Genomic DNA, 15,742 nt, shown 5'->3' on the forward strand with positions numbered 1-15,742 from the left:
TTCGCGAGCAGGCTCGCGAAGAGGCCCTGCGTTCACTGAGGATTCCCAAGGGTCGAGCCCCTGACCATCAACCGCGCTGAAAAATCCAGGGTTCGCACCGGCCCGACATCGCCACGCAACCGCTTGAGCAGACACTCGAACGCACTCGCGCCGATTTCCGCCGTCGGTTGCGCCAGCGCGGTAATCCCGCTGCCCACCAACGGATACCAATCCAGATCATCCAGGGCAATCAGGCCGACTTCTTCGAACAGGTTGCAATTCAAGTCACGCAAGGCCTGAGTACTCGCCAGCGCGGCCACGCCGTTGGCACAGAACAACGCTTTGGGCCCGGCGCCGGTGGTGGACAGAAAGTGCTTGAGGTTGAATGCAAGGTCGCTTCCCGTTTCGCTCAGCGCGCCACGCAGGGCCGGGCGCTGGGCGATCCCCGACTTGAAACTGCTGACCCGCTCGATCCGCGAGCTGGTGCCGTCGAAGGGTTCGGTGACCAGCAGCACATCCCGGTAGCCGCGCTCCTCGAGATGGCTGAGCGCAAGTTCCACTGCGGCCGGGTTGTCCAGCCCGACGAGGTCGCTGTCCAGGTGTTCGACCTTGCGGTCCACCAGCACCATCGGCATTTCGCGGTGCAGTTCGTGCAATTCGTCGCGATGATGGCCGAGGGTGTTCACGATCAGCCCCTCGATGTTGTACGAGCGCAGCAGCGCCAGGTGCTGGCGTTCCTGTTCGTCATCGCGGTCGGTGTTGCACACCACCAGGCTGTAGCCGTGCTGACGGCAGGCGGTTTCCACCCCGTGCATCACGGCAATTGAATAAGGGTTGCGGATGTCGGCCACCAGCATGCCGATCAGGCGGGTGCGCCCGCGTTTCAGGCCACGGGCCATCTGGTTCGGGCGATAGCCGAGTTCGGCGATCGAGCGTTCGATGCGCAGCGCGATGGCCTCGGAGAGCAGGGCGCGGTCGTCGCCGATGAAGCGCGAGACGCTGGCCTTGGATACCTTGGCGTGCTCGGCGACATCGAGCATGGTCACGCGGCTGCGCTGGGCGGCGGAAAAATCGTTCACGGGCTCAAACCTTGTTATTGGATTTATAGGGTTGCAGCGTATCGTGAGGTGTCGCTGAAACCGGTTTCAGAAGACACCAGAAGCGCAGGGATCGTCAAGCCCTGTCAGGTAGATTGTCCGACAAGGGCCGACGGGCGGGCGCTTACACCAGCACGCTCAACCACGTCGAACCGAGCAGCAGCAGGGCCATGCAGCGGTTGAAACGCTGCACGGCGCGGGGTGAGCGCAACCAGCGCACGGCGCCGGCGCCGAGCAGCGCCCAGGCCCCGAGGCACGGCAAGGCAATCAGGAAGAACGCCAGCGACAGGTACAGCACGTGACTCAGGCGCTGTTCGCCGCCAACGGCAAACACACTGACCACCGCCAGCGCCATCATCCAGGTTTTCGGGTTGATCAGTTGCAGGCCCGCCGCGCCGACCAGGCCCAGTCGGCCATTGGGATCCTGGGCATCCAGCGCCTGGGCGGGTGCGCTGTAAATCTGCCACGACAGGTAACTCAGCCAGGCGACGCCCATCCATTGCATCGCGACTTGCACCCCGGGCCAGGCGGCCAGCGAGGAACCGGCGCCGGTGCCGACCAGCAACACGATGGTCGCGGCGCTGGAGCAGGCGCCGAGAATGATCGGCACGGCAGCGGCCAGGCCGTAGCGGGCACTGTTGCTCAACACCAGAATGTTGGTCGGGCCCGGTGTGATCGACGCCACGAACGCAAACAACAGAAAGGGCAGGAAGGTCGGGAACGTAGCGAACATCGCGGGCAACTCCGGTAAAGATCTGTGAGGTCGATCTTCACCAGCCCAGGGTTCAACTGTCTGGAAGATTTGAGCAGCGCTTGCGGTACAGCGCGGGCGTCAGGCCGTAGGCGCGCATAAACCAGCGGCCCAGGTGGCTCTGGTCGGCGAAGCCCAGGGCCATGGCCACCGCTGCCGGTTGCTCGCCACGGGCCAGCATTCGCCGGGCGCTCGCCAGGCGCAATTGCACCAGATAGGCATGGGGCGCGATGCCGAAGGCGGCCTTGAACGCGCGGGTCAGGCGAAAGCGATCAACCCCGGTTGCCAGTGCAAGCTGGTCGAGGCCGATGTCTTCGTGGGCATGGGCGTGCAGGTATTCCCGGGCCTTCTGCGCCACCAGCGGCAGGCGCGGGTCTTCGCCATAGCGGGCGCGCCAGTGCAGGTGGGTGGTGAGGCGTTCGAGCAGGCCGTCGAGGGCGGTCTGGCGCACGATCTTCAGCTCGCCGTGATGCAGGGTTGCAAAGGCCAGTGAGGTGGCCCGGGCCAGGGCGTCGTCGGTGGTCAGGGTGTGGGCGAAACCCAGTTCGCCATGGGCGGGCGCGTTGTCGAACATCGCGCTGATTTCCCGGGTCAGCCACTGCGGGTCGAGGTACAGCATGCGGTAGGTGAAACCCTCGACTGTCGGCGCCTCGCCGTCGTGGATGTCACCCGGTTCGAGCAAAAACACCTTGCCCGGCGTGCTCTGGTGTCTGGCCCGGCGACAGTTGAACTGCTGGACCCCTTGCTCGGTCACGCCCACCAGATAACTGTCATGCCAGTGCGGATCGTAGGCGTGCCCCTCGAAATGCGCGCGCAGGGTCTCGATGCCGGTGTCGGCATCCTGGGCCAGGTCGATCCAGTTTCGACTCGTCATGCTGCACCTGTGAGACGGATTGCCGGGTTATTTAACGCCAGTGGCGCCGGCAATGGCTAGAACGTTTGTGCAGGTTTCAGTTGAACAGGCCGGCGGCGATGTTGATCGAAAACCCCAGTATCGCCGTATTGAACAAAAAGCCGATCAACGATTGCGCCAGCACGATCTTGCGCAACTCCCGCGTCGCCACGCCGACGTCGGAGGTCTGCACCGCCACGCCGATGGTGAACGAGAAGTACAGGAAGTCCCAGTAATTGGGGGTGGTCAGGCCTTCGGCGAAACGCAGGGCCGGGTCCTTGCCGTTCCAGGTGTAGAACAGGCGGGCGTAATGCACGCTGAAAATCACCCCGATCAGCAGCCAGGAACCGATGACCGTCAGGGCGGTGAACCCGTAATGCAGCAGCCTGGCAGTAGTGGCCAGTTCCTTGCTGCCGGCCAGCTCGAAGGCGATGGTCGCCAGGCTGGCTATCGCGGCGATGCACACCACCAGCAACACCAGCCCGGCGTTCTCGTCCTCGACCTCGGCGATGCGCTTCACGTCCGGTGCCTTGGCGCGGGCGGCGAGCCAGATCATCAGCAACAGATAGGTCCAGACCCCGGCGTTCCAGCCGATGAGGATTTTGCTGATGATCGATTCGGACGGCGCCAGGATGCCCACCGCGACGCCAAAGGTGGCAGCGGCGGACAGGCGCGGGTGGGTGCGGGCGAGGAAGGGCATGGCGGCTCGGCAGTGGTGGACGTGGGAACAACATAGCCCAATGGCGAGGGTCGTGACCACACCGCCCCTGTACCTGTAGGAGCGAGCATGCTCGCGATGGTGGCCCAGACACCGCGGGGTATCAGGATTCACGCGTCATCGTTAACGACCATCGCGAGCATGCTCGCTCCTACAGGTACAGGGGTAATTCAGCGTTTTCTGCGCACCAATTTCATCACCACCACAAAAAACACCGGCACGAACACCACCGCCAGGGTCGCGGTGATCATCCCGCCGATCACCCCGGTGCCGATCGCCTGCTGGCTCGCCGAGCTGGCGCCGGTGGCGATGGCCAGCGGGACCACGCCGAGGATGAAGGCCAGGGAGGTCATGACGATGGGACGCAGGCGCAGGCGCGCGGCCTGCAAGGTGGCGTCGATCAGGTCGTGGCCGTCGTCGTACAGGCTCTTGGCGAACTCGATGATCAGGATCGCGTTCTTCGCCGACAGGCCGATGATGGTGATCAGCCCGACCTTGAAGAACACGTCGTTGGGCATGCCGCGCAGGGTCACCGCCAACACGGCGCCGAGCACGCCGAGGGGCACCACCAGCAGCACCGAGGTCGGAATCGACCAGCTCTCGTACAGGGCCGCCAGGCACAGGAACACGATCAGCAGCGACAACCCCAGGAGGATCGGCGCCTGGCTACCCGACAGCCGTTCCTGCAACGACAATCCGGTCCATTCCTGGCCCAGGCCCTTGGGCCCCTGCGCCACCAGCCGTTCGATTTCGGCCATGGCTTCACCGGTGCTGTGCCCCGGTTTTGGCTCGCCGGAAATACTGATCGCCGGGTAGCCGTTGTAGCGGGTCAATTGCGCCGGGCCCTGGGTCCATCTGGCCTGGACGAATGCGGACAGCGGCACCATGTCGCCGCTGCTGTTGCGCACATGCATCTTCAGCAGATCGGCGACCTGGCTGCGTTGATCGCCTTCCGCCTGCACCACCACCCGTTGCAACCGTCCCTGGTTGGGGAAGTCGTTGATGTAGGCCGACCCGACCGCCGTGGACAGCACACCGCCGATGTCGGCAAAGGAAACCCCCAGCGCATTGGCCTGCTTGCGGTCGACGATCAGTTGCACCTGCGGCGCTTCCGCCAGGGCGCTCTCGCGTACGTTCATCAGGATCGGGCTTTTTTCGGCGGCGGCCAGCAACTCGGTACGCGCCTGCATCAACGTGGCATGGCCGAGGCCGCCCCGGTCCTGCAAGCGGAACTCGAAGCCGCTGGAGGTGCCCAGGCCATCCACCGGCGGCGGCAGGACCGCGAACGCCACGGCGTCCTTGATCTGGCTCAGCGCGGCGTTGGCGCGGTCGGCAATCGAGGCGGCGGAATCGTCGCTGCCGCGATCCGACCAGTCCTTGAGCGTGGTGAAGGCCAGGGCGGCGTTCTGCCCGCTGCCGGAGAAGCTGAAGCCGAGGATCACCGTGCTGTCACCCACCCCGGGTTCGCCGGCGTTGTGCGCTTCGATCTGTTCGACCACCTGCACCGTGCGGTTCTGGCTGGCACCGGGCGGCAGTTGAATGTCGGTGATGGTGTAGCCCTGGTCTTCCACCGGCAGAAACGAGGAGGGCAGGCGGCTGAAACACAGGCCCAGACCCACCAGCAGCACGCCATAGATCAACAGGTAGCGGCCGCTGCGTTTCAGCGCATAGGCCACCCAGCCCTGATAACGCTCGGTCAGTTGCTCGAAGCGCCGGTTGAACCAGCCGAAGAAACCACGCTTTTCGTGGTGCTCGCCCTTGGCGATCGGCTTGAGCAGCGTGGCGCAGAGTGCCGGGGTCAGTGTCAGGGCGAGGAAGGCCGAGAACAGGATCGAGGTGGCCATCGACAAGGAGAACTGCCGGTAGATGACCCCGACCGAGCCCTGCATGAAGGCCATCGGAATGAACACCGCCACCAGCACCAGGGTGATGCCGATGATCGCGCCGGTGATCTGCTGCATCGCCTTGCGTGTCGCCTCTTTCGGCGACAGGCCTTCGCTGACCATGATCCGCTCGACGTTCTCGACGACCACGATGGCGTCGTCCACCAGAATGCCGATGGCCAGCACCATGCCGAACATGGTCAACACGTTGATCGAATACCCCAGCGCCAGCATGGTGGCAAAGGTGCCCATCAGCGCCACCGGCACCACCAGGGTCGGGATCAGCGTGTAGCGGATGTTCTGCAGGAACAGGAACATCACCGCGAACACCAGCACCATGGCTTCCAGCAGGGTGTAGACCACCTTGGTGATCGAGACCTTGACGAAAGGCGAGGTGTCGTACGGGATCTTGTATTCGACGTTGGCCGGGAAGTAGCGCGACAGCTCATCCATCTTCGCCCGCACCAGGGTGGCGGTGTTCAAGGCGTTGGCCGAGGGCGACAATTGCACGGCGACCGCGGTGGACGGCTTGCCGTTCAGGCGCGTGCCGAACTGATACTCCTGGCTGCCGATCTCGACCCGCGCCACATCGCCGATGCGCACCGTGGAGCCGTCCGGGTTGGCCTTGAGCACGATGTCGGCGAATTCTTCCGGGGTCGACAACTGGCCCTTGACCAGAATGGTCGCGGTGATTTCCTGGGTGGTGCGCGTCGGCAGATCGCCGATGCTGCCCGCCGAGACCTGGGCGTTCTGCGCGACGATGGCGGCGTTGACGTCCGCCGGGGTCAGGTTGAAGGCGAGCAGTTTCTGCGGGTCGATCCAGATCCGCATCGCCCGCTCGGCGCCGTACAACTGGGCCTTGCCGACACCGTCCAGGCGCTTGATCTCGTTCATCACGTTACGCGCCAGGTAGTCGCTGAGCGCCACGTCGTCGAGCTTGCCGTCGGTGGAGGTCAGGGTGATCAGCAGCAGGAACCCGGCAGAGACTTTCTCCACCTGCAAACCCTGCTGGTTCACCGCTTGCGGCAGGCGCGATTCGACGACCTTGAGGCGGTTCTGCACATCGACCTGGGCCATTTCCGGGTTCGTGCCCGGCTGGAAGGTGGCCTTGATCGTGGCGCTGCCCAGGCTGCTCTGGGATTCGAAATACAGCAGGTGATCAGCGCCGTTGAGCTCTTCCTCGATCAGGCTGACCACACTCTCGTCCACCGTCTGTGCCGAGGCGCCGGGGTACACGGCATAGATTTCGATCTGCGGCGGCGCGACGTCCGGGTACTGCGCCACCGGCAGTTGTGGAATGGCCAGGGCGCCGGCCAGCAGGATGAACAGGGCCACCACCCAGGCGAACACCGGGCGGTCGATAAAGAACTGCGGCATGGAAAAGCGTCCTGCTTACTGGCCGATGGCCTGGGCGAGTGGAAGAGGGGTGTTGTCGATCTGGACTTTCTCGCCCGGCGTTGCGTGTTGCAGACCTTCGACGACGATGCGGTCACCCGGCTTGAGGCCGGCGGTGACGACCCAGCGATCGTTTTGCACCGCACCCAGCTCGACCGGTTGCTGACCGACCCGTTGCTCGGCGTCGAGCAGCAGCACCTGGGCGACCCCGGCGCTGTCGCGCTGGATGGCCCGCTGCGGCACGCTGATGCCTTGCTGGTTGACCGCTTGCTCCAGGCGGACCCGGACAAAACTGCCGGGCAGCAGGTCGAGGTCCGGGTTGGGGAACTCGCTGCGCAGGATGATCTGGCCGGTGCCGGGATCGACACTGATGTCGGCGAACAACAGCTTGCCCGGCAGCGGGTAGAGGCTGCCGTCATCCTGAATCAGCGTGGCCTTGGCCTCGCCCTGGCCGATTTCCTGCAACTGCCCGGAGCGGAAGGCGCGGCGCAGGTCATTGAGTTCGCGGGTCGACTGGGTGAGGTCGGCATGGATCGGGTTCAGTTGCTGGATCAACGCCAGCGGCGTGGTTTCGTTCTGCCCCACCAGCGCGCCTTCGGTCACCAGCGCACGGCCGATGCGCCCGGAAATCGGCGCGGTGACGGTGGCATAGCCAAGGTTCAGACGGGCGCGGTCCACGGCGGCTTTTTTGGCGGCGACTTCGGCTGCGGTCTGCCGCGAGGCGGCGCGGGCGTTGTCGTAATCCTGGGCGCTGATGGCGTTGCCTTCGGTCAGTTGGGCGTAGCGCTGCTCTTGCAGTCGCGCCTGGAACGCGTTGGCCTCGGCCTTGCGCAGGTCCGCTTCGGCGCTGTCCAGGTCAGCCTTGAACGGGGCCGGGTCGATGCGAAACAGCACGTCGCCTTTCTTCACGTCGCTGCCTTCGCGGAACACCCGTTGCAGGACCACACCGGCGACCCGGGCGCGGACTTCGGCGATGCGCGGCGCGGCAATCCGCCCGCTCAACTCGCTGGTGATCGACAGCGGGCGGGCTTCGAGGGTCTCGATGCGCACGGTGGCCAAAGGCGCCGGTTCCTCGGCGGTCGAGGCCTTGTCGCAGGCGCTCAGCGTTAATGCCAGCGCCAGCAGGCTGAGCTTGGCGAGCAAGTGGTTGGACATGCGAATACCCCAATGATGAACACCCGCATCCTACGGGTCGCCCGCGAGGTTAGCGGTTAAGCTTTGTTGGTGCTGTGTGAAATTGTGTAAGGGTTTTACTCATGGACGGGTGAGGGCGTATATCCTTTACCGCCTGAATTTATCGCGTCCTCGAAGCCGTCATCGCGAGCAGGCTCGCTCCCACAAGTCATCGTGTTCGCAAATCCCATGTGGGAGCGAGCCTGCTCGCGATGGCGGTCTCACCGGCGCCACAGCACTCTCTGGAAACACCCATGCCCAACATCCTCCTGGTCGAAGACGACAGCGCATTGTCCGAACTGATTGCCAGCTACCTGGAACGCAACGGCTACTGCGTCACTGTCATCAGCCGTGGCGATCACGTACGCGAGCGCGCGCGGGTCAGTCCGCCGGACCTGGTGATCCTCGACCTGATGTTGCCGGGGCTCGATGGCTTGCAGGTCTGTCGCCTGCTGCGCGCCGACTCCGCGACGCTGCCGATCCTGATGCTCACCGCCCGTGACGACAGTCACGATCAGGTGCTGGGCCTGGAAATGGGCGCCGACGATTACGTCACCAAACCCTGCGAGCCCCGGGTCTTGCTGGCCCGTGTGCGTACCCTGTTGCGCCGCAGCAGCTTCAGCGAGCCGCAGACCGCCAACGACCGCATCCTGATGGGCAACCTGTGCATCGACCTGTCGGAGCGCACGGTGACCTGGCGCCAGCAGGCGGTCGAGTTGTCCAGCGGCGAATACAACCTGCTGGTGGTGCTGGCCCGGCATGCCGGCGAAGTGCTGAGCCGCGACCAGATCCTGCAACGCCTGCGCGGCATCGAATTCAACGGCACCGACCGCTCGGTGGACGTGGCGATCTCCAAGCTGCGGCGCAAGTTCGACGACCACGCCGGCGAAGCCCGCAAGATCAAGACGGTGTGGGGCAAGGGCTACCTGTTCAGCCGCTCCGAATGGGAATGCTGACGCGATGTTCAGAATCCTCTTTCGCCTGTACCTGGTGACCATCGTTTCCTACAGCGCGGCGATTTATCTGGTGCCGGACGTGGTGGTCAAGCTGTTCCAGGAACGTTTCGTCACCTACAACCTCGATTACTCGCGCGGCTTGCAAACGCTCATGGTCAAGCAGTTCAAGGCCGTGCCCGAAACCGAGTGGCCGGCCCTGGCGGCCGAGATGGACAAGCAGTTCGATCCGCTGCACATTGTCCTCAGCCGCAATGACGACGACGGCCTGACCCTGGCCGAACAAAAGCGTCTGCAGCGCGGCGAAAACGTGGTGCGCGTCGGCGACTGGGGCTGGCGCACGCTGGCCGTGGCGCCACTGAACGAGCACACCGTGGTGCAAATGGTGGTGCCGCCGGACCCGATGGACGTCAGCTTGCTCTACTGGAGCATCAACGTGCTGATCGGCGCGACCATGCTCGCCTGCCTGCTGGTGTGGCTGCGTCCGCACTGGCATGACCTGGAACGCCTCAAGGCAACGGCGGAACGTTTCGGCAAGGGCCACCTGGGTGAACGCACGCAAATTGCCCCCAGTTCCAACATCGGCAGCCTGGCCCACGTCTTCGACACCATGGCCGGCGACATCGAGAACCTGCTCAACCAGCAGCGCGACTTGCTCAACGCGGTGTCCCATGAATTGCGCACGCCCCTGACCCGTCTGGATTTCGGCCTGGCCCTGGCGTTGTCCGACGATCTGCCCAGCGCCAGCCGCGAGCGCTTGCAGGGGCTGATTGCCCATATTCGCGAGCTGGATGAACTGGTGCTGGAGTTGCTGTCCTACAGCCGCCTGCAAAACCCGGCGCGGCTGCCGGAGCGGGTCGAGGTGGCGCTGGATGAGTTCATCGACAGCATTCTGGGCAGCATCGACGAAGAACTGGAGTCGCCGCAGATCGTCATCGACGTGATGCTGCACGGCCAGCTCGAACGGTTCATCCTTGACCCGCGCCTGACCGCCCGGGCGGTTCAGAATCTGCTGCGCAATGCCATGCGCTATTGCGAAAAACGTATCCAGGTCAGTGTCCAGGTGTGCCCCAAAGGCTGTGAGATCTGGGTCGACGACGACGGCATCGGCATTCCGGATGACGAACGCGAGCGCATCTTCGAGCCGTTCTATCGCCTGGACCGCAGCCGCGACCGGGCAACGGGCGGCTTCGGCCTGGGCCTGGCGATCAGTCGTCGTGCGCTGGAGGCGCAGGGTGGCACGCTCACGGTCGAACCTTCGCCGTTGGGTGGTGCGCGGTTTCGGTTGTGGTTGCCGACGGCGGCCTGATTTTTTTTTTGCAGACCTGTCAAACCTGACAGTAGTCACGCTGACCATTTCGGCGTTTCATGAACCTTCGCCGTCAAGCCTTAAGGGCCATGCACGGCAGGAGGGCAGAAATGGCAGCACAGATCGTGAAACGACACGCCGAGGGCACCATCCGTGCGATCCGGCATGTGAGGGTGGATGACATGCCGACCAAATTCGCCATGGTCATGCCCAATGACGGGTATCCCACGATGGCGGTTCGCATCGGGTTGAACATCACGGCCGAAGGCGACGACTATTTCCTGGTCGGCGACCGCGTCCGCTACACGGTGCTGATGGACGGGGCGGGTGCCTTTCCCAAAGCCCAGGACCTGCAGAAATTCACCAACGATCGCCAGCGCAGCTGATCAACGCCCGGGCCATTTCGCCAGCGCCGCCGGCCCTCAGGCATTGAGTCGGCTTTTCAACCGTTTCGCCATCTCCTCCAGTTCGGCCGCCGGGTTATGCCCGATCAGCATCCAGGCATGCTCCATGTCCGCCCAATACACCACATTCATGCCGTAGCGCCGCTCGTGCGCCAGGTCTCGGCTGCCGTTATGGGACAGGGTCACGCACAGCGCCATGGCGCCATGGGCCGGGTCCAGGTAGGTAATCTGGGCGATGGGCACGCCGTCGTACTCGCGGATCTGCGCGCGCTTGAGCTGCACCCGAGGCAGGGCCAGTTGCGCGGGCACCAGGTTCACACCCAGTCGCGCATCGATGGTGCGCAGCTGGGCGCTGTGGGTCGCTTCATCGACGGGCAGGTGTTCGAGGGTTTGCGGCACGTACAACGCCATGTATTCGGCCACCAGACCGCGTCCTCGGTGATATGCCGCTGGCGGGACAGCAGCAGGCCGTAACGCCATAAACGCGCCAGATGCTGGCCCAACTCTGCCCGTATTGCCTGGTCGGTGGCGATGGCAACCTCCGTTGGTTCAACTGTTCGATGAGCCCTGAATCGCTGTGGCCAGGTCGCGGTATTCCTCACAGTTGCTGCCGCAGATCGACTGGATGAGCCGCAACTGCTCTTGTGCCAGGTCCAGCCGGCCCTGGGTCACGTAGGCTTCGCCGAGGTACTCGCGGACCTGCGCGTACTGCGGGTCGAGCTTCACCGATTGCAGGTAATAATCGATACCCTCGTCGGTGCGCCCCAGTTTGCGCGTGGCGTAACCGCGATAGTTGAGTGCCTTGGCGGTGTTTGGGTTGTCCAGCGTGTCGAGTAATGCCAGCGCTTCTTCATATCGCCTGTCCTTGGCCAGGCGCCAGGCGTACTCGGTGCGGTCGGCGTCCGGCACCAGACGGCTGGTTTGCAGTACGCAGCGCTGCGATTTGCTGTCCCAGACCTGGCCTTTGGGGCAATTGGGTTTGGCGGGCTCTTCGTCCTCACCGTTGGCCAGGGCGAGGGTGCTGCACAGGGCTACGGCGAGCAGCAGTTGAGTGGTGAAAACGGCTAAACGGATGTTCATGGCAGGCGTCTCCGTTGCGGGTCGTAACCGGTTGACCCATCGAATTCCGGGTAATTCCCGGCGTAGCCTCAGAGTTCTAAGCGGTGAACACCGCAAGTGAAGATTTTATTCAGTGGAGCATGCAAACTCTGTAGGAGCGAGCACGCTCGCGATGGTCGTTAACGATGACGCGGGCTGTCTGGATGCCAGCGGTGCCTGGGCGTTTTTCGCGAGCATGCTCGCTCCTACAGGGGGCTCAGTTGATCAACCGGATCGGTGTGCCCGTCGACCACGCCTGGATGTTTTCGATCATCTGCGAAAAGAACTGGTGATAGTTCTGCTGGCTGACGTACCCGACATGGGGGGTGGCCAACACATTGTCGAGCGTGCGAAAGGGGTGATGTTCGGGCAGAGGTTCCTGCTCGAACACATCCAATGCCGCGCCGGCCAGGCGCTGTTTCTGCAAGGCCTTGATCAACGCCGCTTCATCGACGATCGGCCCCCGGGCGGTGTTGACCAGCAGCGCGGTCGGTTTCATCCAGCTCAACGCCTGGGCATCCACCAGCCCTCGGCTGCGGTCGCCGAGCACCAGGTGCACCGACAACACATCCGCCTGCTCGAACAACTGCTGTTTGCCGACGTAGGTCACGCCGGCCTCGGCCGCGCGGTCGGCGGTGAGGTTTTCGCTCCAGGCGATCACCCGCATGCCGAACACCTGGCCGAACTGGGCAACCCGCTTGCCGATGCTGCCCAGGCCGAGGATCGCCAGGGTCTTGCCGTGCAGATCGCCGCCCAGGCCTTGCTGCCATTGCCCGGCACGCAGGGCGTTGGCTTCCGCCACCAGGTTGCGCGTCGCGGCCATGATCAGCGCCCAGGTCAGTTCCGGTGCGGCATGCTTGTAGCTGTCCGTGCCGCTGACCTGGATGTCGAGGGCGGCTGCGGCTTTCAGGTCGAGGGCGGCATTGCGCATGCCACCGGTGACCAGCAGCTTGAGTCCGGGCAAGCGCCGCAGCAAGGCTTCGTCGAAGCGGGTGCGTTCGCGCATCACGCAGATCACTTCAAACCCGGCAAGACGCTGCGCCAGGGTGTCGGTATCGGCGGGGTAATCATGGATGAACGTCACCTGGCCAATCGGCTCCAGCACCGACCAGTCCACCACGCCACGCGCCACATCCTGCCAATCATCGAGCACCGCAATCTGCACAGCCATCAGCCTTACCTCATCAATTAACAGGGTGGGTCTTGTCCAGCCAGTCAAGCAGGGCCTGGTGGAATTTTGCCGGCTCCTCCATCTGTGGCGCGTGGCCCATGCCGGGGAACTCGATCAGCGTGGACTGCGGAATCAACTTCGCCACCTGCTTGCCGAGGACGTCATAGTGGCCGATTTTCGCCTTGACCTCGGGCGGCGCGATGTCCTTGCCGATCGCGGTGGTATCGGAGGTGCCGATCACCAGCAGCGTCGGCATCTTCAAGTCCTTGAACTCGTAGTACACCGGTTGGGTGAAGATCATGTCGTAGATCAGCGCCGAATTCCAGGCGACCTGCGTCTTGCCCGGACCTTTGCTCAGGCCGGCGAGCATGTCCACCCAACGGTCGAATTCAGGCTTCCAGCGGCCGTCGTAGTAGGTGTTGCGTTCATACTCGCGAATGCCCTGGGCCGTTACCTTCAGCTCGCGTTGGTACCACTGGTCCACGCTGCGATACGGTACGCCCAGGGCCTTCCAGTCCTCGAGGCCAATCGGGTTGACCATGGCCAACTGGTCGACCTGGTCGGGGTATTGCAAGGCATAACGGGTGGCGAGCATGCCGCCGGTTGAATGCCCGAGCAAGGTCGCCTTCTGGATGCCCAGGGCCTTGAGCAGTTGCTGGGTATTGGCGGCCAGTTGCTGGAAGCTGTACTGATAGTGGTCGGGTTTGCTGGAGGTGCAGAATCCGATCTGGTCCGGGGCGATGACCCGGTAACCGGCGTCGCTCAAGGCCTTGATCGAGGTGTCCCAGGTCGCACCGCAGAAGTTCTTGCCGTGCATGAGCACGACGCTGCGACCATTGGCCTTGCCGTTGGCGGCGACGTCCATGTAGCCCATTTGCAGGGATTGACCCTGAGACTCGAAGGCAAAATGCTTGACCGTGTAGGGGTACTGGAAACCTTGCAACTCGGGCCCATAGGCCGGGCCTTCGGCGGCGAGGGCGGGCAGCGTGGCAGTCAGCAGCAGGCCGGGCAGCCAGCGGGAGAAAGATGGGGAGAGCGACATGGGTAAACTCCGGAAGAAATCAGTCGATGCTGGATCGGCCCGATTAGGGCGACATTAAACACAGGCAACCGTGACGGAGGATCGTTCAACCGATCCAGCCCAGTGTCGCCAGGGCCAGCACGCCATAGCGCGCCCCTTTGGCGAGGGTCACGATCAACAGAAAGCGGCCGATGGGCTCGCGCATCACCCCGGCCACCAGGGTCAGGGGATCACCGATGACGGGCACCCAACTGAACAACAGCGACCAGTGCCCATAACGCTGATAATGCGTGCGGGCCTTTTCCAGGCTCGCCGGGCTGACGGGGAACCAGCGGCGCTCGCGAAAGCGCTCGATGCCGCGCCCCAGCCACCAGTTCAGCAGCGAGCCCAGGACATTGCCCAGGGTGGCGACTGCCAGCAACGCCCAGAGCCCATAGCGCTCGCTCAGCAACAACCCTACCAGCACCGCCTCGGACTGCAACGGCAACAGGGTCGCCGCCCCGAAAGCCGCGAAGAACAGCCCGAGGTACGCGCCGGCCATCAACGGGCGGGGTAGTCCGCCACCACGACATCCGTGCCGTCCTTTTTCAGGCCGATCACCTGGTAGGCGTCGCTCATGCCGTCCATTTCCATGCCCGGGGAACCCATCGGCATGCCGGGAGCGGCGACGCCCAGCAGGTCGTTGCGCTTGCTCAGGGCCAGCACCTGATCGGCCGGCACATGCCCTTCGACGAACTTGCCGTTGATCAAACCGGTGTGACATGAGGCCAGGCGCGGGGGCACGCCGTGCTGTTGCTTGAAGGCGCTCATGTCGCTCTCGACATGGTCCTCGACCTTGAAGCCGTTGGCTTCCAGGTGGCTGATCCACTTTTTGCAGCAGCCACAATTGGCGTCGCGATGGACTTCGATGGGGATCAGGTCGGCGGCCTGGGCCAGGGAGGAAATGAACAGTGCGCTCAGGGCGAGCAGGCGCAGGTGGGTTCGCATGGATGCTCTCGTCAGGAGGTTCGGGAGGACATTTTGACTTTTTCGGTCGAAGACGACGGGAGAAATTGTATCGAAGTGATGCTGCGAGGTGAGGTGTCGGGTTTCATACAAATGATACGGCTGAACCGTAAAAATGACCCATACCTGGGTATATACCAATCATACGAAAGCGTTGTAGGCCAATGAATACGGGTACTTCGGGTTTGTATCGGAGATGTACGAAAATTGTAAAAACGTGAAATACTTGTTGGAGAAGCGTCTACAAGGCTCGGATACTCCGCGCACCCAACTTGTTTAAACAAGGAGTTTTTATGATCGCCCCACAAGGAATCTGGTCATGACTATCGGCTATACCGGTGCCTGGACATCCAAGGCAGGCCTGCTTGTTCAAGACACCGGCACGACCGGCAAACCCGTGTCTCAGAGTGTCAAGGTCAAGCAGATGCTGGCGTTGGTCGGCAACGACCCCAACGTCCTCGACCGGACGAAGATGGACAAGTTGCAGATTCACAAGCAGCTCAAGGGGTTCGATCCGGAGAACGTCTCCGGCGCCTCACTGGGCAACTTGTCCTCGTTCCTGCGCGATCGCGGTTTGATCAGCGATGTGACGGCCGTGACCTTGAGCAATGCCGGCGACAAGTTTGACCGGTTTGGCGTGCCGAAGGACCCGGAAGCCAAGTTCAATGCGCTCGAGTACTTCGCCACGCAGCTGGACACCATTCAGAACAACAACCTGAAGGGTAACAAGTACGCCAACTACTTGATCCCCGAGTACAAGAAGGCGATCTACGTCCTGCAGAACCTGGCCGCCTACGGCAAGGGCAACGGTTCGACCCCCACCGACAAGAACCTCTCCGCCAAGGCCTGACGGTTCCTCAGGCTCTGCAGGCGCGAGCAGCTCGCGCCTCCAT

The 15,742-nt window shown here is 63.4% G+C and carries 15 protein-coding genes and 1 pseudogene; 4 read left to right on the plus strand and 12 right to left on the minus strand.

The annotated features are described in order from the left end of the window. Positions 1-32: 32 nt before the first annotated feature. The 6 genes from QIW53_RS01665 to QIW53_RS01690 form a co-directional block, all read right to left on the minus strand. Positions 33-1,058, minus strand: a complete 1,026-nt coding sequence (locus tag QIW53_RS01665; RefSeq protein ID WP_371047958.1) for a LacI family DNA-binding transcriptional regulator — start codon at positions 1,056-1,058, stop codon at positions 33-35. A 142-nt stretch (positions 1,059-1,200) separates the two neighbouring features. Further along, positions 1,201-1,809, minus strand: a complete 609-nt coding sequence (locus tag QIW53_RS01670) for a LysE family translocator (protein WP_371047959.1) — start codon at positions 1,807-1,809, stop codon at positions 1,201-1,203. A gap of 52 nt (positions 1,810-1,861) precedes the next feature. After that, positions 1,862-2,701: an AraC family transcriptional regulator gene (locus QIW53_RS01675; protein ID WP_371047960.1), complete on the minus strand. Its 840-nt coding sequence runs from the start codon at positions 2,699-2,701 to the stop codon at positions 1,862-1,864. Positions 2,702-2,777: 76 nt separating this feature from the next. Continuing rightward, positions 2,778-3,419, minus strand: a complete 642-nt coding sequence (locus QIW53_RS01680) for a DUF1345 domain-containing protein (RefSeq protein WP_371047961.1) — start codon at positions 3,417-3,419, stop codon at positions 2,778-2,780. Between the two features lie 188 nt (positions 3,420-3,607). Beyond that, positions 3,608-6,697 (minus strand): multidrug efflux RND transporter permease subunit, encoded by a 3,090-nt coding sequence (locus QIW53_RS01685; protein WP_371047962.1) that lies wholly within the window; start codon positions 6,695-6,697, stop codon positions 3,608-3,610. Between the two features lie 15 nt (positions 6,698-6,712). Then, positions 6,713-7,870 (minus strand): efflux RND transporter periplasmic adaptor subunit, encoded by a 1,158-nt coding sequence (locus QIW53_RS01690; protein WP_371047963.1) that lies wholly within the window; start codon positions 7,868-7,870, stop codon positions 6,713-6,715. 272 nt (positions 7,871-8,142) lie between these two features. Here QIW53_RS01690 and QIW53_RS01695 point away from each other — a divergent pair, with 272 nt between their 5' ends. The 3 genes from QIW53_RS01695 to QIW53_RS01705 all read left to right on the plus strand — a co-directional run bounded on the left by QIW53_RS01695 (position 8,143) and on the right by QIW53_RS01705 (position 10,536). After that, positions 8,143-8,844: a response regulator gene (locus QIW53_RS01695; protein ID WP_371047964.1), complete on the plus strand. Its 702-nt coding sequence runs from the start codon at positions 8,143-8,145 to the stop codon at positions 8,842-8,844. A gap of 4 nt (positions 8,845-8,848) precedes the next feature. Then, positions 8,849-10,150 carry an ATP-binding protein gene (locus QIW53_RS01700; RefSeq protein WP_371047965.1) on the plus strand — a complete coding sequence of 434 codons (1,302 nt, stop codon included), beginning with the start codon at positions 8,849-8,851 and terminating at the stop codon, positions 10,148-10,150. Between the two features lie 110 nt (positions 10,151-10,260). Further along, positions 10,261-10,536, plus strand: coding sequence for a hypothetical protein (locus QIW53_RS01705; RefSeq protein ID WP_371047966.1), 276 nt, complete (start codon positions 10,261-10,263; stop codon positions 10,534-10,536). 36 nt (positions 10,537-10,572) lie between these two features. Here the strand turns inward: QIW53_RS01705 and QIW53_RS01710 are convergent. The 6 genes and pseudogenes from QIW53_RS01710 to QIW53_RS01735 all read right to left on the minus strand — a co-directional run. Next, positions 10,573-10,986 (minus strand): annotated as a pseudogene (locus QIW53_RS01710) (transcriptional regulator); the annotation flags it as partial. Between the two features lie 117 nt (positions 10,987-11,103). Then, positions 11,104-11,634 (minus strand): tetratricopeptide repeat protein, encoded by a 531-nt coding sequence (locus tag QIW53_RS01715; RefSeq protein WP_371047967.1) that lies wholly within the window; start codon positions 11,632-11,634, stop codon positions 11,104-11,106. Positions 11,635-11,869: 235 nt separating this feature from the next. Next, positions 11,870-12,823, minus strand: a complete 954-nt coding sequence (locus QIW53_RS01720; RefSeq protein ID WP_371047968.1) for a D-2-hydroxyacid dehydrogenase family protein — start codon at positions 12,821-12,823, stop codon at positions 11,870-11,872. A gap of 13 nt (positions 12,824-12,836) precedes the next feature. Further along, a complete protein-coding gene (locus QIW53_RS01725) occupies positions 12,837-13,865 on the minus strand; it encodes an alpha/beta fold hydrolase (RefSeq protein WP_371047969.1) in 1,029 nt (342 codons plus the stop codon). An 85-nt stretch (positions 13,866-13,950) separates the two neighbouring features. Beyond that, the gene (locus QIW53_RS01730; RefSeq protein ID WP_371047970.1) at positions 13,951-14,385 is read right to left on the minus strand and encodes a YqaA family protein; all 435 of its coding nucleotides are present in this window, start codon (positions 14,383-14,385) and stop codon (positions 13,951-13,953) included. Next, positions 14,385-14,831 (minus strand): DUF411 domain-containing protein, encoded by a 447-nt coding sequence (locus tag QIW53_RS01735; RefSeq protein WP_371047971.1) that lies wholly within the window; start codon positions 14,829-14,831, stop codon positions 14,385-14,387. Before QIW53_RS01735 ends, QIW53_RS01730 begins: the two co-directional genes overlap by 1 nt. Before the next feature lie 337 nt (positions 14,832-15,168). Between QIW53_RS01735 and QIW53_RS01740 the strand changes: the two genes are divergently transcribed. Continuing rightward, positions 15,169-15,699: a hypothetical protein gene (locus QIW53_RS01740; RefSeq protein WP_371047972.1), complete on the plus strand. Its 531-nt coding sequence runs from the start codon at positions 15,169-15,171 to the stop codon at positions 15,697-15,699. Positions 15,700-15,742: the final 43 nt, after the last annotated feature.

The organism is Pseudomonas fluorescens, from assembly GCF_041354075.1.
Lineage (GTDB): Bacteria > Pseudomonadota > Gammaproteobacteria > Pseudomonadales > Pseudomonadaceae > Aquipseudomonas > Aquipseudomonas fluorescens_CE.

Excerpts from the sequence above, each read along its gene's own strand:
- QIW53_RS01720 (WP_371047968.1), bottom strand. The coding sequence starts at position 12,823 with ATGGCTGTGCAGATTGCGGTGCTCGATGATTGGCAGGATGTGGCGCGT.
- QIW53_RS01680 (WP_371047961.1), bottom strand. The coding sequence starts at position 3,419 with ATGCCCTTCCTCGCCCGCACCCACCCGCGCCTGTCCGCCGCTGCCACC.
- QIW53_RS01730 (WP_371047970.1), bottom strand. The coding sequence starts at position 14,385 with ATGGCCGGCGCGTACCTCGGGCTGTTCTTCGCGGCTTTCGGGGCGGCG.
- QIW53_RS01735 (WP_371047971.1), bottom strand. The coding sequence starts at position 14,831 with ATGCGAACCCACCTGCGCCTGCTCGCCCTGAGCGCACTGTTCATTTCC.
- QIW53_RS01715 (WP_371047967.1), bottom strand. The coding sequence starts at position 11,634 with ATGAACATCCGTTTAGCCGTTTTCACCACTCAACTGCTGCTCGCCGTA.
- QIW53_RS01740 (WP_371047972.1), top strand. The coding sequence starts at position 15,169 with ATGACTATCGGCTATACCGGTGCCTGGACATCCAAGGCAGGCCTGCTT.
- QIW53_RS01695 (WP_371047964.1), top strand. The coding sequence starts at position 8,143 with ATGCCCAACATCCTCCTGGTCGAAGACGACAGCGCATTGTCCGAACTG.
- QIW53_RS01675 (WP_371047960.1), bottom strand. The coding sequence starts at position 2,701 with ATGACGAGTCGAAACTGGATCGACCTGGCCCAGGATGCCGACACCGGC.
- QIW53_RS01705 (WP_371047966.1), top strand. The coding sequence starts at position 10,261 with ATGGCAGCACAGATCGTGAAACGACACGCCGAGGGCACCATCCGTGCG.
- QIW53_RS01725 (WP_371047969.1), bottom strand. The coding sequence starts at position 13,865 with ATGTCGCTCTCCCCATCTTTCTCCCGCTGGCTGCCCGGCCTGCTGCTG.
- QIW53_RS01700 (WP_371047965.1), top strand. The coding sequence starts at position 8,849 with ATGTTCAGAATCCTCTTTCGCCTGTACCTGGTGACCATCGTTTCCTAC.
- QIW53_RS01685 (WP_371047962.1), bottom strand. The coding sequence starts at position 6,697 with ATGCCGCAGTTCTTTATCGACCGCCCGGTGTTCGCCTGGGTGGTGGCC.
- QIW53_RS01690 (WP_371047963.1), bottom strand. The coding sequence starts at position 7,870 with ATGTCCAACCACTTGCTCGCCAAGCTCAGCCTGCTGGCGCTGGCATTA.
- QIW53_RS01670 (WP_371047959.1), bottom strand. The coding sequence starts at position 1,809 with ATGTTCGCTACGTTCCCGACCTTCCTGCCCTTTCTGTTGTTTGCGTTC.